Here is a 14,137-nt window from a genome sequence, read left to right on the forward strand (position 1 = left end):
GCACCTCTACCCTACTAATATTTAACTGTATCACCAATTTCAGCTGATTTATAGATAGCATATATCAGCTTTTGAATCACGACACCTTGCTCTGCAGCAGGTACAGATGCGTGGCCGGCCCGGCAAGCATCGACAAACCTCTCTACCTCTAGCTCGTGGCTTGTTTTCTCTTGAAAAATGATCGGAGTGCTGTCAATCAGCGTTTCATGCCTCTCCTGAAAAATTTTCAAGGGAAACACATCGGCGCCACCTTGATTTCCCATCAAGGAAACCTGCATCGTTTCTTCTTTTTCAATATTTGCCGCAAAAGAGGTTTCTAAAATAAGCGATGCACCATTTTTAAACGTGATCATGCTGTGAGCAAGATCCTCAATCGAAAAGTTTCGCCAATCCCATTTCCCGAAAAAGCCGACTCCCTCCCGTATGCCGAGTTTTTGGTGGGTTTTTCCAAAAACGACATCTGGTTCGGGATATCCCATAAGATAAAGGGCGGTGTCCAGCATATGAACCCCAATATCAATTAACGGCCCTCCGCCTTGCAGCTCCTTGTTTGTAAAGACTCCCCAGCCGGGAATCCCTCTTCTCCTTAAGGCATGCGCGCGAACGGCATAAATATCTCCAAGCTCACCTGCCGCAATAAATCGTTTAAGAGCTTCCACTTCAGCAGAGTGCCGGTAATGAAATCCGTACATTAAAATTTTCCCTTTTCTTTTAGCCACCTCCGCCATACCGATAGCCTCTTCCGGAGTCATAGCAGGGGGCTTTTCACATAACACATGGCATCCTGCTTCAAGGGCAGTTGTTGTTGCAGGAAAATGAAATTTGTTTGGCGTGCAGACGCTGACCGCATCGATGTCTAGCTCGCGAAACATGTCCTCGTAGCTGGTAAATGTATGTTGAATGCCGAATTCTTCAGCGCAGGACTTTGCAGCTGCTTCATTGACATCACAAACAGAGACAATCTCTATGCGATTTCCCTGCCGTAAGTAATTTGGAATATGTACGTTTCTTGCTATTCCCCCTGCACCAATGATACCTATTTTTAATTTGGGTGACATATTGCCACATCTCTCCTTTTTGCATACACCTTTAGCTGTTATTTTCCTGAAATTTTTTCAAGCGGTTCCTTGTTTCCATACGTTACCTGATCTGTTCTATCCCTGTTTGCCCACTTGACTGCATTCTTAATTACTTTTTGGATTTGCGGATGGTAATAGGAGGGATAGGTTTCATGGCCGGGCCGGAAATAAAAGATCTTTCCCCTTCCCCGTTTAAAGGTGCAGCCGCTGCGAAATACTTCTCCGCCTTCAAACCAGCTGACAAGAATGAGTTCCTCCGGTTCCGGAATGTCAAAATGCTCCCCGTACATTTCCTCTTGTTCAAGTTCAATATACTCACCAACCCCTTCCAAAATAGGATGTGTAGGATCGATTACCCATAATCGTTCCTTTTCCCCCGCTTCCCGCCATTTTAAATCGCATGACGTACCCATAAGCGCTTTGAAAGGTTTTGAAAAGTGGCCTGAATGAAGTACGATGAGTCCCATTCCTTCAAGCACTCTTTGTTTCACGCGTTCAACTATTGCATCTTCCACTTCTTCATGTGCTTTATGTCCCCACCACAATAAGACATCAGTCTCATTTAAAAGTTTCTCTGTAAGCCCATGCTCCGGCTCATCTAATACAGCAGTTCTGACTGTATAACCATCTTCCTGCAGGAACTCCTGAATCGCCCCGTGAATTCCGTTTGGATAAATGCTTTGAACTTGCAGATCGCTTTGTTCATGGCGAAATTCATTCCACACTGTAACGTTCATTTCTCCATCCCCTTTTATGATCGTCTGATATTAAAAATAATGGTTTCAAGCCTATTGTACAGAATATTTACACAGTTGAAAATGGGCAAGATAGATAACTTTATTCTTTGTTTCTTGTGACAGGATAAACGTCAAAATCTGAGGCAACAAACGTATGCGGGAAAATTTTTTTCGCTTCACTTTCAAGCTCCCTTTTTTTCTTATCCCCTTGGTATCTTGCACTAATATGTGTAAGAATCAGCATGTTAACATTTGCTTTTTTAGCGGTGGCTGCCGCTTGTTCAGTCGTACTGTGAAAATACAAATAGGCTAGATCGTCTTCTTCTTTGCCAAATGTTGCTTCATGAATAAGTACATCGGCCTGCTTCGCTAGATCCACCAAACAGTCACACAGTCTTGTATCACCAGAATACGCGATAACTCTCCCCTTTTTTTCCAGTCCCATAAAGTCCTTTCCGTTTATGAGCTCACCTGTTTCTGTTTTGATGGTCTCCCCGTTTTTCAGCCTTTGATAGATGGGCCCCGGTTGAACTCCTTTCTTCATCAGCTCTTCAACTTGGAGCGCTCCAGGCAAATCCTTTTCCTCCACCCTGAAGCCGTATGACTCCATTCCGTGACTCACTTTTTTTGTAATGACCTTAAATTGATCATCTTCAAAAACAGTTCCTTCTTCTATTTCAATGATTTCTAAAGGATAGGACAGCTTCGTGCCTGACACGAGGAGGCTCGTTCTCACAAACGCTTCAATTCCTGCAGGACCATATATAGAAAGCTGTGACTCGCCACCTTGAAAGGCTCGGCTGCTGATCAATCCCGGAAGTCCATAAATGTGGTCTCCATGGAGATGGCTAATAAATATTTTTTCAATTTTTTTTGGTTTTAAGGAGGTGTAAAGAATTTGATGCTGGGTCGCTTCTCCGCAATCAAATAGCCATACAGCGTTCCGTTCCTCCAGTAATTTTAATGCGATCGACGTAACATTTCTTGTTTTTGCGGGTATGCCGGCACCCGTTCCTAAAAATAATAATTCCAATTGCTTTATCCTCCATAATAGGAATTAGACCTTATTCTATTAAAAGAATACATGAAACAAAAACGAATTGGAAATCTCAATTTCGAGTTTATGTTTTTGAAAGAATGTCTCAATTAGTTGCTTTCGTCCTAATTACCCTTTAAAATTAAATACTTGTAAAGCAAGTTGAAAATAAGCTTTTATAAAGTGAGGTACGTCAGTTGAAAACTCAAACAAATTATCCAAAAGCTGTTATTGTTATTTTTGGCGCAACTGGAGATTTAGCTAAACGTAAACTTTTCCCCTCTATCCATCAGCTCTATGTCAATAAACAAATTGGTGAAGAGTTTGCTGTAGTTGGAGTTGGGAGACGCGATTGGTCAAACGAAGTCTTCAGAAGCAATGTTGTTAAGTCGGTTTCATCTTCAGAAGAAAATCAAAATTTAGATGATTTCATTTCGCATTTTTACTATCATTCTTTCGATGTCAATTCTTCTGAATCATATCAGGAACTAAATAAATTGCTTGAACAACTGGAAGATACATACAACATTCCTCATAACCGAATGTTTTATCTTGCAATGGCTCCTGAATTTTTCGGTACTATCGCAACGAAATTAAAGCATGAAGGCTTAACTGCCACAGATGGTTGGTCAAGACTAATCATCGAAAAACCATTTGGCCACGATCTTCCAAGTGCAAAAGAATTGAATGATGAAATCCGCGAAGCGTTTACTGAAGATCAAATTTACAGAATTGATCATTATCTTGGTAAGCAAATGGTTCAAAATATTGAGGTAATTCGGTTTGCGAACGCGTTATTTGAACCGTTGTGGAATAACCGTTATATTTCCAACATTCAGATCACTTCGAGTGAGTTTCTCGGAGTAGAAGACCGCGGCAGATACTACGAGAAGTCCGGGGCATTGCGTGATATGGTTCAGAACCACCTTCTGCAAATGGTGGCACTACTTGCAATGGAACCGCCAATAAATTTAACTACGGATGAAATCAGAAGTGAAAAGGTAAAAGCGTTCAGAGCTCTCCGAAAAGTTACGAAGGCAGAAGTGGACGACTACTTTGTCAGAGGACAATACGATTCCGGTACAATCAATGGAAATGTTGTCCCTGCTTATAATGAGGAGCAAAATGTAGATAAGCATTCGAATACAGAAACGTTTGTTGCCGGCAAATTATTAATTGACAACTTCCGTTGGGCGGGCGTTCCTTTCTTTATCAGAACAGGTAAACGATTAGCAAAAAAATCAACGGAAATTATTGTCCAATTTAAAGATATTCCGATGAATCTTTATTATGGAAATGGCCATTCGATGCATCCGAACTTATTAGTAATTCATATTCAACCTGATGAAGGAATTACCCTTCACTTAAATGCAAGAAAAGTCGATGGATCGACCTTTACTGCACCTATCAAACTGGACTATCAAAATAACAACATTGACGGAATGAACACACCTGAGGCTTATGAAAAGCTAATCAATGATTGTCTGAATGGGGACGCAACAAACTTTACACATTGGGATGAAGTAGCGCTTTCCTGGAGCTTTGTCGACCCTATATCTGAGGCATGGGCAGAAAATAAGACGCTCAACCCGAACTATGAATCAGGTTCAATGGGTCCTAAAGAATCGGATGCCCTTCTAGAAAAAGAAGGCTTTCATTGGTGGACAAATTAACTCAAAGAAAAAAGGTAAACCATCTGCGGTTTACCTTTTTTCTTTATTCTATTACTTCATCCATTCAGTATGGAAAATTCCTTCTTTATCTACTCGCTCATACGTGTGGGCACCGAAGTAATCACGCTGTGCCTGAATGAGGTTCGCAGGCAGTGTCGCTGTACGATAGCTGTCATAATACGCAAGTGCACTTGAGAATGAAGGTACAGGAATCCCCTGTGCAACCGCAAGTGACAGTACGTTGCGAAGAGAGCCTTGATACTTTTCGACGATTTCTTTGAAATAAGTATCTAAAAGGAGATTATCAAGCTCAGGATTGCGATCATAAGCTTCCTTAATTTGCTGAAGGAATGCGGCACGGATGATACATCCGCCTCTGAATATCATCGCAATTTCTCCATATTTTAAATCCCAATTGTATTCTTCAGATGCTGCTTTCATTTGAGCAAATCCTTGTGCGTATGAGCAGATTTTACTCATGAACAACGCTTTTCTAACGTCCTCAATGATTTCCTCTTTATTTTCAATGTTTACTTCGGCTGTTGGGCCGGAAAGGATCTCAGATGCTTTCACGCGCTCATCTTTCATTGAAGAGATAAACCTAGCGAAAACTGATTCTGTGATAATCGGGAGCGGCACACCTAAATCAAGCGCGCTTTGGCTCGTCCATTTGCCTGTTCCTTTTTGGCCGGCTTTATCCAAAATCACATCAACAAGCGGCTGGTTCGTTTCTTCGTCTATCTTTGTAAAAATATCTGCTGTAATTTCAATCAGATAGCTGTCAAGCTCACCTTTATTCCATTCGGAAAAGACTTTGTGAAGCTCATCAGCCGATAAACCAAGAAGGTTTTTCAGAATAAAATAAGACTCGGAAATTAATTGCATATCTCCGTATTCGATTCCGTTATGAACCATTTTTACATAGTGCCCCGCGCCATCTGGGCCGATATAAGTTGTACATGCCTCACCATTTACTTTTGCAGAGATAGCTTCAAGAATCGGTTCGACAAGCTCGTGAGCTTCTTTTTGGCCCCCAGGCATGATGGAAGGCCCTTTTAAAGCTCCTTCTTCACCGCCGGATACCCCGGTTCCGATAAAATGGATTCCGCTTTCAGCAAGGTCTTTGTTTCTTCTTTGCGTATCTTTATAATATGTATTGCCGCCATCGATAAGGATGTCTCCTTTTTCTAAATGAGGAAGCAATGATTGAATCGTGGCATCAGTTGGTGTTCCTGCTTTTACCATAAGAAGGATTTTCCGAGGCGTTTCAAGTGATTGAACAAACTCCTCAATGCTGTATGTACCAACAACCTGCTTACCATCCGCTTCTTTGAGAAATTCCTCTGTTTTTTCACTAGATCTGTTGTAAACAGAGATAGAAAATCCCCGGCTTTCAATATTCAAGGCGAGGTTTTTTCCCATTACTGCCAGTCCTACAACTCCTATTTGCTGCTTTGGCATGATAAAACTCCCTTTCTATTCAACATTCAGTTGCATCATAAAGTAATAGCCATTATTGAAATTACCACAACTTTGTCTACAATTTCAAGCTATTCATCTTCATTATTATTCGAAAGAAAATCTTTATTAAAACTTGTGCCGCCTGAATTGCTCTCTTTTGACTTACCCTTCAATCCTTTTTTTATGGCGTCCGTACCGTATTTTTCATTTATTTTACTGACAAGTTTATATATTGGCTCTTTTTTTGCATCGTCTGTAAAAGTGAATAAATCGAGCTGTTTAAATGCTTTATCTCTTTCGATTAAGTCCATTCCAGTGATTCCTGCCAATCGAATCGGCTCGCCATTCCAATGCTTATAAAATAACGCAGAGGCCTCTTGAACAAGTTCTGTTTCTAGATCTGTCGGATTATTTAACCGTTTATGTCTCGTTACTGTCTTCCAATCCGCATAACGGATCATAATTGATAATTTGCTTGCTACAACCTCTTTTCTTTTTAGCCGTCTGCTGACAGAGGCAGACAGCTTCTGTAACAAGTTGTTTATTTCATCTTTATCCGAGCTGTCGTGCGGTAAAGTCGATGAATTTCCGATGCTTTTGAATTCGTTTATGCTGTCAGGATTGACTTCTCTTGTGTCGGTGCCAAGCGCTCTATTTTTCAGCCTGGTACCATTAACCCCTAATGCTTGTTTTAATTGAAATTCCTCTGTAAGAGCGAGATCACCGATTGTTGTAATATTTAATTTCAAAAGCTTCTCCGCCGTCTTTTCTCCAATTCCGTGCATGTTATGAATAGGCATTGGCCACAGCAGAGTCTTCAACTCCCTTTTTCGTAAAACGGTAATCCCTAACGGCTTTTTCATGTTCGATGCCATTTTCGCAAGAAACTTATTTGGTGCGATCCCGATGCTTGAAGGGAGCAGCAGCTCATCGAGAAGTCTTTGTTGTATTTCTTTTGCAGTTATCATAGCATATTCGTGAAAACGGGTATTGGTTAAATCCATATATCCTTCGTCAATGGAAACAGGCTCTACCAAATCTGTATACTCTCGAAGCAGACTGAACATTTCTTTTGAAGATGAGCGGTACCGTTCAAAATTAGGTGATCTTACAATTAAGGAAGGACATAGCTTCTTCGCTTCCCACAAAGGCATAGGCGCTTTCACCCCGTATTTACGTGCTTCATAGCTGCTCGTAACTACTATTCCTTTGCGATCTTTTGCATTCCCGGCAATTGCAAGCGGCTTTCCTTTTAGGGAAGGATCATAGGCAACCTCTACTGAAGCGTAAAAGCTATTCATATCAATATGAAATATGATTCTACCGTTACGCTGCGTCTGGCTCATATGAATCTCTCCTCATTTCTGGACTTTTTAGTCGTTCCTATAGTAAACTCAACATGAACGGATGTGAGAAAAAATGATTTTCGATTCATTAAACGAACTCTTTTTCTTCGTGGATTTTGTCACGATTATCCTGCCTGCCTTGACGGCATTCGGTACAGTATTTTTCGTAAAAAAAGGCTTGACCGGCTTCAGTTCCAATATAAGGCATACAGCTGAAGAAAGTCTTCTCCAGGCTCCCAGCTTGCAGGATGCACTGGATATTTTTCATAATCGCATGACCAAGTGGATAAGTAAAGTGATTCGTATGAAAAGATCTTCAGATGATGAAGAGTGTTTTACCTCCTTTTGACAGTGAAATAAAAAGGAGGAAAACAATTGAAACGAATGATAAATAAATTAAGCTTTATATTCACCTTTGCTTTTACAATTCTTGCTGTCAACACTGCCCAAGCGAGTACAGGAGCTGCTTCTGGCGGAACTGATGACGGGTTTATCCATCATTATTTTGTCTCGCCTTTTTCTGCATTGCTTAAAGGTGTGGCAGAGTTATTTCACGGGGATTTTGGACTTTCCATTATTTGCGTTACGATAATTATCCGATTGCTGCTTTTGCCGCTATTCGTCAACCAATATAAAAAACAGCAAATCTTTCAGCAAAAGCTTGCGGTCATAAAACCAGAGCTGGATGCGATTCAAAGCAAACTGAAAAAGACGAAAGATCCTGTAAAACAAAGAGAAATTCAGCAGGAAATGTTTGCTGTTTATCGAGAAAATAAATTAAACCCGCTTGCCATGGGATGCTTGCCGATGCTCATTCAAATTCCAATCATCTTTGGATTCTATTCGGCGATTCGTACTACACCTGAAATTGCATCACACGAATTCTTATGGTTTAATTTAGGGAATTCCGATGTCACCCTATCACTTTTGGTTGGAGTGATGTACATCATTCAGTTTCAGGTTTCCCAAAAACTCAATGTGCAGCCAAACCCAACAAATCAAGGAATGATGCAGCAGGCCAAACTAATGGCCTTTCTCTTTCCAGTGATTACAACAGTATTTTCGTTAAGTGCGCCGTCGGCCTTGCCGCTCTATTGGTTCACCAGTGCCTTGTTTATGACAGGACAAACGATAATGATAAAAATCCTTTACGGGACCAAAAGTAAAACGGAAGCAGAATCTGTTTGAATAAAAAAGCCGAACACCCGGAGTGGCGGGTAGTTCGGCTTTTTTCATTCGTTGTTTCCTTTTTTGAAGTTTTATCTACGGCCAGACTCAATTTTGTAGATATTCCCTTTTACGTAAACAGCGTTCCCCGTCAATGCCAAGTATACCCTTCCATTTTTAGGATATACTGTTTTTGACTGACCCATAATATCCGTGACCGTAAGAGAGCAATCCGTCCGGATAGTCACGTCTTGAGGAGTTTCAGACCATAATGCTCTGACTGCACTATAACCCTTCTTAAACTTGTAGCTGTGGACCCCTGCAGCGATTTCTTCTTTCTTTTCAAAGACAGCATCAGTCAGCTGACGGGTCATAGCGGAATATGCCACGTAAGCAGGTTTTGGAGTATAAGCCCCTAGAGCATCATCTCCATGACGAATGATGCCGAAGTTATCTTCAATTTTTGCTTTATCTAACCCGTCATCCATAAAGTCATACCAGTAAATTTTTTCAACACCTTCAGCGAGGGACAATACATACATTCTGACCAAATAAGCGGCTTGTGTTTTTTCATCAACTGCTTTCGTTCCGCCGGTCGTATACCCCATTTCCGTAATCCAGATTGGTTTTGTTTCTCCGCCATTATACCGCTTGACTAACTCATTCAGAGCCTTCAATTCGGCGGACATTCCTTCCGGATTTTGAGTAAGCCGGTACGGGTGAACAGATAGGACATCCATATAGTCCAAACCGCCAACTTCAAATAAATCCTCCAGCCACCCCATATGGATGGCAGAGCTTGCTCCTCCGACAACTGTCACATCCGGACGTATTTCTTTTACAGTTTCTTGGGTTTTCTTCAACAGTTTGAAGTAATAATCGGCTCTTGAGTCTGCCGGCCCGCTTCCTATATCGCCAAATGCCGGATTGTTAAATTCGTTATAGACTTCCACCCGTTTGATTTGTTCTCCGTACTGTTCCAAGATCGATCGCCCATAATTTGCAAATCCCTGTCTCCCCTCATCGGTATAAGGAGTATATCCATTATCGTAAAATGGATTCGTGTAACTGAAGATCATTAATGGATTCAGTTGATGGGCATTCGCTTCATTCATGTAATTGGTATAACGGTCCATAAAGCTGTATACCCCTTTTTGTGTCTCCACTCGATCCCAGTACATTTCATCACGGAAATTTTTTGCTCCGGCTTTTTGCAGAAGCGGCATTAAGACCGGATTCCACGCGGGTCTTAACGTTGAGCTGAAATGAGTAGACATGCCAAACTGCGAATCGGAAAATGCAGTTACATCAAATGGTGTCAACCTGGCAAAGGGCGTTTCTTTTTGGGTTAATAGCTCACCATTTTTTGTAGCTGCAAGCTTTAAAGTAAAATACCCGAGCTTATTCAGCCATAATGTCAGCTCCGCCTTACCGTCTTTTACCTCTTTCGTTCCTGATGCCACGTTGTTCCCCCAAAAATCGACTACAGTCCATGTCACTTTGTCCCCGCCGGTCCTAACGGTAAAAGCAGATGATTCATTTTTAAGAAAAATATTACCAAGCTTCTTCTGCTGAATTTCCAGATCCGGCAGTGGCTCCTCCTCACCCATTGCTTTTAGCCCGCTCATCTGCGAAAGCAATACAAGAAAAAAAATGATTAGGAGACGAAACGTTGTTCTGATCTTCATTACCCTTTTTCTCCTTTCCTACGCTTTTTATCCTGCTTTAACAGGCAGTAAAGCCGTATCAAGGCTTGTTGAATCACTTAACAATCAGAAGGGGATAAAACTCCCCCCTGATTAAAAGCACATTTTAAAACGATGGTACAGAAAGTAAGTGCGGTGTTTTCGGCTGCAATTTTAAAGTTTTTCCTCCCGAGTCGACATCGTTTATTTTATCTGTCCATTTTGAAATCCGTATACCGTTAATCGTAATATAAACATCCTTAGCTGTATCCGTATAGTTCGCGATGTTGATCAGCAGCCTGTTGTTATAGACCACGCTCCGCCATTCTACCCCGTAAACAGGCTTATTTGTTGCGGCATCCATCAACATGACTTTAATAAGTCTCATGTTGGATAACATCGGAATGACCACATTTCTTAATTCAGGAGCAGTCGGAGTTTCTGCAATTACCTTGGACCTTGAAAAAACCTTCTTACGGATATCTCCTGGCAGCGACTGATTGTGTTCATCGAATTTTAACGATTCCTGATTAAGAATAAGGATTTTCTTTCCGTAATCTCTGGAATAGACTTCAAGCTTATTCAAGGTTGATTTTTTCACATGGGTAGCCTCAGGTATGATAAGCAGCTTAATGTTGTCAAACTTGCCTTCTTGAATCTGTTTTTCAGAGATAAACCGAACCTTCTCACCGCTATAGCTAAGTGATTCGTAAGCGCTCCCAACCGCAGGAAGATATCCCGTGGAATAGACAAGCGACGGATTCGAGTACAGAATCGCAACTTCCGCTTTATCTTTCTGAAAAGCGGTAATCTCATTGGAAAGTCGGTTCAAGTCCAGATTGGTCTTGCCAACGGCCGATACAACATCTGGCCGATGCAGGAGACTGCCATAAATTACGCTGGTCGGATCGTTCGTGCGGTCCCAAACCCATAGAGCGGATGCACTTAGGCCGTGAATAGCCCCTTGCCAAACGACAGAACGAACATGCTTTGCCTGTTCCGGAGTGTAGTCATCATTTCCGTCACGAATGACATGGTGTTCTGAGTTATAGACAGGCGCTTGTCTAAAGGAATTCTGCAAATCATAAAATCTTAGTTCTTCAAGATATCCTTTTTCCCCTTCGTCGATATAGTTCCAGTTATCGTTACCATTGATGTGATTAAAGGCAGCAAACCGTTCCGGATCAATGCCTTGGGCAAGTTCAGCTTGAGTATGCAGTTTATTGCCCATTATTTTCGTTTTTACCGGCAATTCCGGTGCGAGCTCCTTAATCAAATCGGCCATCCACTTGTGCCAATCAGCGAATAACGTATTGTTAAACTCGACCCAGTCATAATAATGCGGGGTTGCTTCCAAGACGGTTGGCATTTTGACTTCTTCAAAGGACTGGTATTCTGTTCCGTAAATTCGGTTAAGTTCAGCAATACTGCCTTGGTAAAGTTCGGCCAAATAAGCATGCCATTTAGCTAGATGGTGTTCGTCGACGCTTGATTGATACGTAGGCTCATTCGTTAACGTTACACTATGCAGCGACGGATAGTCTTTTATCATTGGTATAAGTGTGCGAAGGTAATCACCGATTATTTCTTTGGCTTTTGGATGATCAAAGTTAAATCGGTAAAATCCATTATTGCTGCTTCTTAGCTCCGGCCATTTTTTCAAAGCGAAATCTGGAAAATAATGTGGTGACAGGAGCAAATTGACGCCAACATCATGATTTGCTGCGTTAGCTAATACGTTTTGAATATCATTTTCTATAGTTCTTTTTGATATGGCATATTCTTTGCCTTCTGCCGGACCGCCAGTTTCAAATCCTGGATTTTGTAAAAGATTCTGATCTGTACCTACTTCCTTCATACTTACATCATCGATCCAAACGTCGCCGATAATATTTTCAGACAGGATCACAAAGAGGAATTCTGTCTCATCTGCTCCAGTCTTATATTGCAAGGTTCGTTCCATCCAATCGTACGTTCCTCTTGGAAAGTAATGCCTTGTACCCCAGTTTTTACCACCAGGAAACCAAACGTCTTGAACCTCTCTTCCTTTTACCCATGCCTTTATTTCATATGTGGTATTCGGCTTAACCTTGATTCTTTGATTGGCATGAATATAAACATGAGGGGTCTTCGGCGTTTTATTTGTAAAATGCAGCGACGCCTGGCCGGACTTCGCAGTCGATGTATCTCTTCCGGCATCGGCATTAATGTTTCCGTTTCGGCTAATGGTCCAATAATCCAAATAAGTTGGCGGGAAGATTACCCGATTCGGACCTGTTTCGATTTGAATCATATTCGTTCCAAAGTTCTTAAACTGCGGAATATCTTTTCTTACCTGGTCAAAATGTCCGTAGCCCATAAAAAAGATTGGGCGCTTTTGTATTAAGCCTGTTTGCGAGTTAACGGTATTTCCGATAAATGAAGATTGATATATCTCAGGCTTTCCAGTTACATAGCGTGGAACACTTTTCGCTTTTTTGCTGCCATCCAAATAATCTCGCAACCGTGTTATGGCATCGTTATACTTGGCTTCCAGGTCTTCGATTACATAAACAGCGCGCTCCGGCATGTCTCGATCCACATCCTGCCGCCCATATGTGATGAAATTTTTAATAACGGTTGCATCGACTTGTTCATAATCAATCGGAATTTTCTGATTCTTCGCTTCTTGAAGCATATGCTCCAATTCAGGCAGTTTGCTTTCAATTGAAGTAAGCCTGCTGTGCATCGACTCCTTGCTCGGGTGAACTTTGACTGTTTGTGAATCCTCCCTCGTCTCACCCGTTGCCTGTTCTTCAGCTGAAATTGTCACGGATTGTGTTCCAATCTCAGGAAACGCATGATTCAGCGTTTCAGTATACGCTTGCTTTGCAGGAACCGTTATCGTTTTCTCAAGATTTGCTTCTGGTACAGAAATCTTCAGTTCGACAGGCTGGTCACTGTAATTAGGCACAAAAAAAGTATATTGGCCCGTTTCCTGCGCATATAATTCTTCTGTTCCATCCAGCCAGACATCCCATTTTTGATCAGACGCAATCAAATCGAGCTCTGCAAAATGACTGGCATCTTTTGCCATACCGATTCCGGCCGTCCATTCGATCCAGCCTCTCCTTTCCGCACCATCATTATCGTTGAAAAGGATTGAAAACGGAAACGGTCCTGTTGGTTTTTCCGCAAATATAGCATTCCACGGAATTTTCGCCTCATAAATCGTGATGTTATCGGTTTGTTCTGTAGCCATCTGTACTGACTCTTTGCCTACTAACGCTGATCCATTGCTCCACGACCATATATCCGGTTCACCATTTGCGTTTGCGAAGCCGTATTCAGGGCCAAATTGTTTGTCTTCACCGTACCCGAATGCCATTTGAAGACTGTCACCATTCCACATCTGGCTGCCTGGATAAGTCCGGTGGACATTATCCTTTACAGAGGCGGCAATATAAAGCGCTTCATCGTCATGGGCAAAATAGACTTGAGCAGATAAGTCATCTATACCTCCCCATCCGTTTATATAAACTTGTTTTTTAGGATCAGACGGCAGAACAACACTCATATAGTCGTTCCATTCATCCAATTGGCCATCTATTTCGATTCCCGTGTTGGCGAGAACCGGGGCGTACTTCCCATTCCCAAAAGAGTCTTTCAACTCCTCAAAAGGAATAAATGCTCCCTCTTCAGCTTTTCCGATGTCGATAAAGGGGGTACTGAAAACGCCTGATAGCAGAAGGCATGCGATTAAACATGTAATCCCTACCCGCTTCACCATTTTGGCAATCCTCCAATACTTTAGTTTCGAAAAAAAGTCATAAAATCCGGTCATATACAAAATTTACCATTTTACAATAGGCCTCAACCCCTTTCTCTGTCTATCAATTATTTATGCCTATTGGATATTTCATTCAAATTTTTGCAAGCTGAAACATGCGGAGACTCTACTCCACCTGATGGGA

10 protein-coding genes are annotated in these 14,137 nt (G+C 41.7%); 3 read left to right on the forward strand and 7 right to left on the reverse strand.

The annotated features are described in order from the left end of the window. Positions 1–14 precede the first annotated feature (14 nt). From JOC74_RS05060 to rnz, 3 genes are all read right to left on the reverse strand, one after another. Positions 15–1,058: a Gfo/Idh/MocA family protein gene (locus tag JOC74_RS05060; RefSeq protein WP_053603257.1), complete on the reverse strand. Its 1,044-nt coding sequence runs from the start codon at positions 1,056–1,058 to the stop codon at positions 15–17. Between the two features lie 38 nt (positions 1,059–1,096). Then, positions 1,097–1,816 carry a ThuA domain-containing protein gene (locus JOC74_RS05065; protein WP_211086063.1) on the reverse strand — a complete coding sequence of 240 codons (720 nt, stop codon included), beginning with the start codon at positions 1,814–1,816 and terminating at the stop codon, positions 1,097–1,099. 100 nt (positions 1,817–1,916) lie between these two features. After that, on the reverse strand, positions 1,917–2,849 hold the full coding sequence (gene rnz, locus JOC74_RS05070; protein WP_053603259.1) for a ribonuclease Z: 933 nt from the start codon (positions 2,847–2,849) through the stop codon (positions 1,917–1,919). A gap of 200 nt (positions 2,850–3,049) precedes the next feature. On the opposite strand from rnz, the gene zwf reads away from it, so the two are divergent. Beyond that, positions 3,050–4,525 carry a glucose-6-phosphate dehydrogenase gene (gene zwf, locus JOC74_RS05075; protein ID WP_053603260.1) on the forward strand — a complete coding sequence of 492 codons (1,476 nt, stop codon included), beginning with the start codon at positions 3,050–3,052 and terminating at the stop codon, positions 4,523–4,525. A 51-nt stretch (positions 4,526–4,576) separates the two neighbouring features. Here zwf and gnd read toward each other — a convergent pair whose 3' ends face one another. Together gnd and JOC74_RS05085 are read right to left on the reverse strand one after the other, a co-directional pair. Further along, entirely contained in the window at positions 4,577–5,986 is a 1,410-nt protein-coding gene (gene gnd, locus JOC74_RS05080; protein WP_053603261.1) for an NADP-dependent phosphogluconate dehydrogenase, read from the reverse strand. An 89-nt stretch (positions 5,987–6,075) separates the two neighbouring features. Then, positions 6,076–7,332, reverse strand: a complete 1,257-nt coding sequence (locus JOC74_RS05085; RefSeq protein ID WP_053603262.1) for a DNA polymerase IV — start codon at positions 7,330–7,332, stop codon at positions 6,076–6,078. Between the two features lie 73 nt (positions 7,333–7,405). Between JOC74_RS05085 and JOC74_RS05090 the strand changes: the two genes are divergently transcribed. Beyond that, positions 7,406–7,681, forward strand: coding sequence for a hypothetical protein (locus JOC74_RS05090; protein ID WP_053603263.1), 276 nt, complete (start codon positions 7,406–7,408; stop codon positions 7,679–7,681). 26 nt (positions 7,682–7,707) lie between these two features. Next, on the forward strand, positions 7,708–8,520 hold the full coding sequence (gene yidC / locus JOC74_RS05095; protein ID WP_376773335.1) for a membrane protein insertase YidC: 813 nt from the start codon (positions 7,708–7,710) through the stop codon (positions 8,518–8,520). A gap of 71 nt (positions 8,521–8,591) precedes the next feature. On the opposite strand, the gene JOC74_RS05100 is transcribed toward yidC, so the two are convergent. Then, positions 8,592–10,187 carry a glycosyl hydrolase gene (locus JOC74_RS05100; RefSeq protein WP_053603264.1) on the reverse strand — a complete coding sequence of 532 codons (1,596 nt, stop codon included), beginning with the start codon at positions 10,185–10,187 and terminating at the stop codon, positions 8,592–8,594. Between the two features lie 124 nt (positions 10,188–10,311). Next, complete coding sequence (locus JOC74_RS05105) at positions 10,312–13,953, reverse strand: sugar-binding protein (RefSeq protein ID WP_053603265.1); 3,642 nt, start codon at positions 13,951–13,953, stop codon at positions 10,312–10,314. Positions 13,954–14,137 lie beyond the last annotated feature (184 nt).

Origin of the sequence: Bacillus capparidis (genome assembly GCF_017832095.1) — a bacterium.
In the GTDB taxonomy this organism is placed as follows: Bacteria; Bacillota; Bacilli; order Bacillales; family Bacillaceae; genus Bacillus; species Bacillus gobiensis.

Excerpts from the sequence above, each read along its gene's own strand:
- JOC74_RS05105 (WP_053603265.1), bottom strand. The coding sequence starts at position 13,953 with ATGGTGAAGCGGGTAGGGATTACATGTTTAATCGCATGCCTTCTGCTA.
- JOC74_RS05100 (WP_053603264.1), bottom strand. The coding sequence starts at position 10,187 with ATGAAGATCAGAACAACGTTTCGTCTCCTAATCATTTTTTTTCTTGTA.
- JOC74_RS05090 (WP_053603263.1), top strand. The coding sequence starts at position 7,406 with ATGATTTTCGATTCATTAAACGAACTCTTTTTCTTCGTGGATTTTGTC.
- JOC74_RS05065 (WP_211086063.1), bottom strand. The coding sequence starts at position 1,816 with ATGAACGTTACAGTGTGGAATGAATTTCGCCATGAACAAAGCGATCTG.
- JOC74_RS05085 (WP_053603262.1), bottom strand. The coding sequence starts at position 7,332 with ATGAGCCAGACGCAGCGTAACGGTAGAATCATATTTCATATTGATATG.
- JOC74_RS05060 (WP_053603257.1), bottom strand. The coding sequence starts at position 1,058 with ATGTCACCCAAATTAAAAATAGGTATCATTGGTGCAGGGGGAATAGCA.
- gnd (WP_053603261.1), bottom strand. The coding sequence starts at position 5,986 with ATGCCAAAGCAGCAAATAGGAGTTGTAGGACTGGCAGTAATGGGAAAA.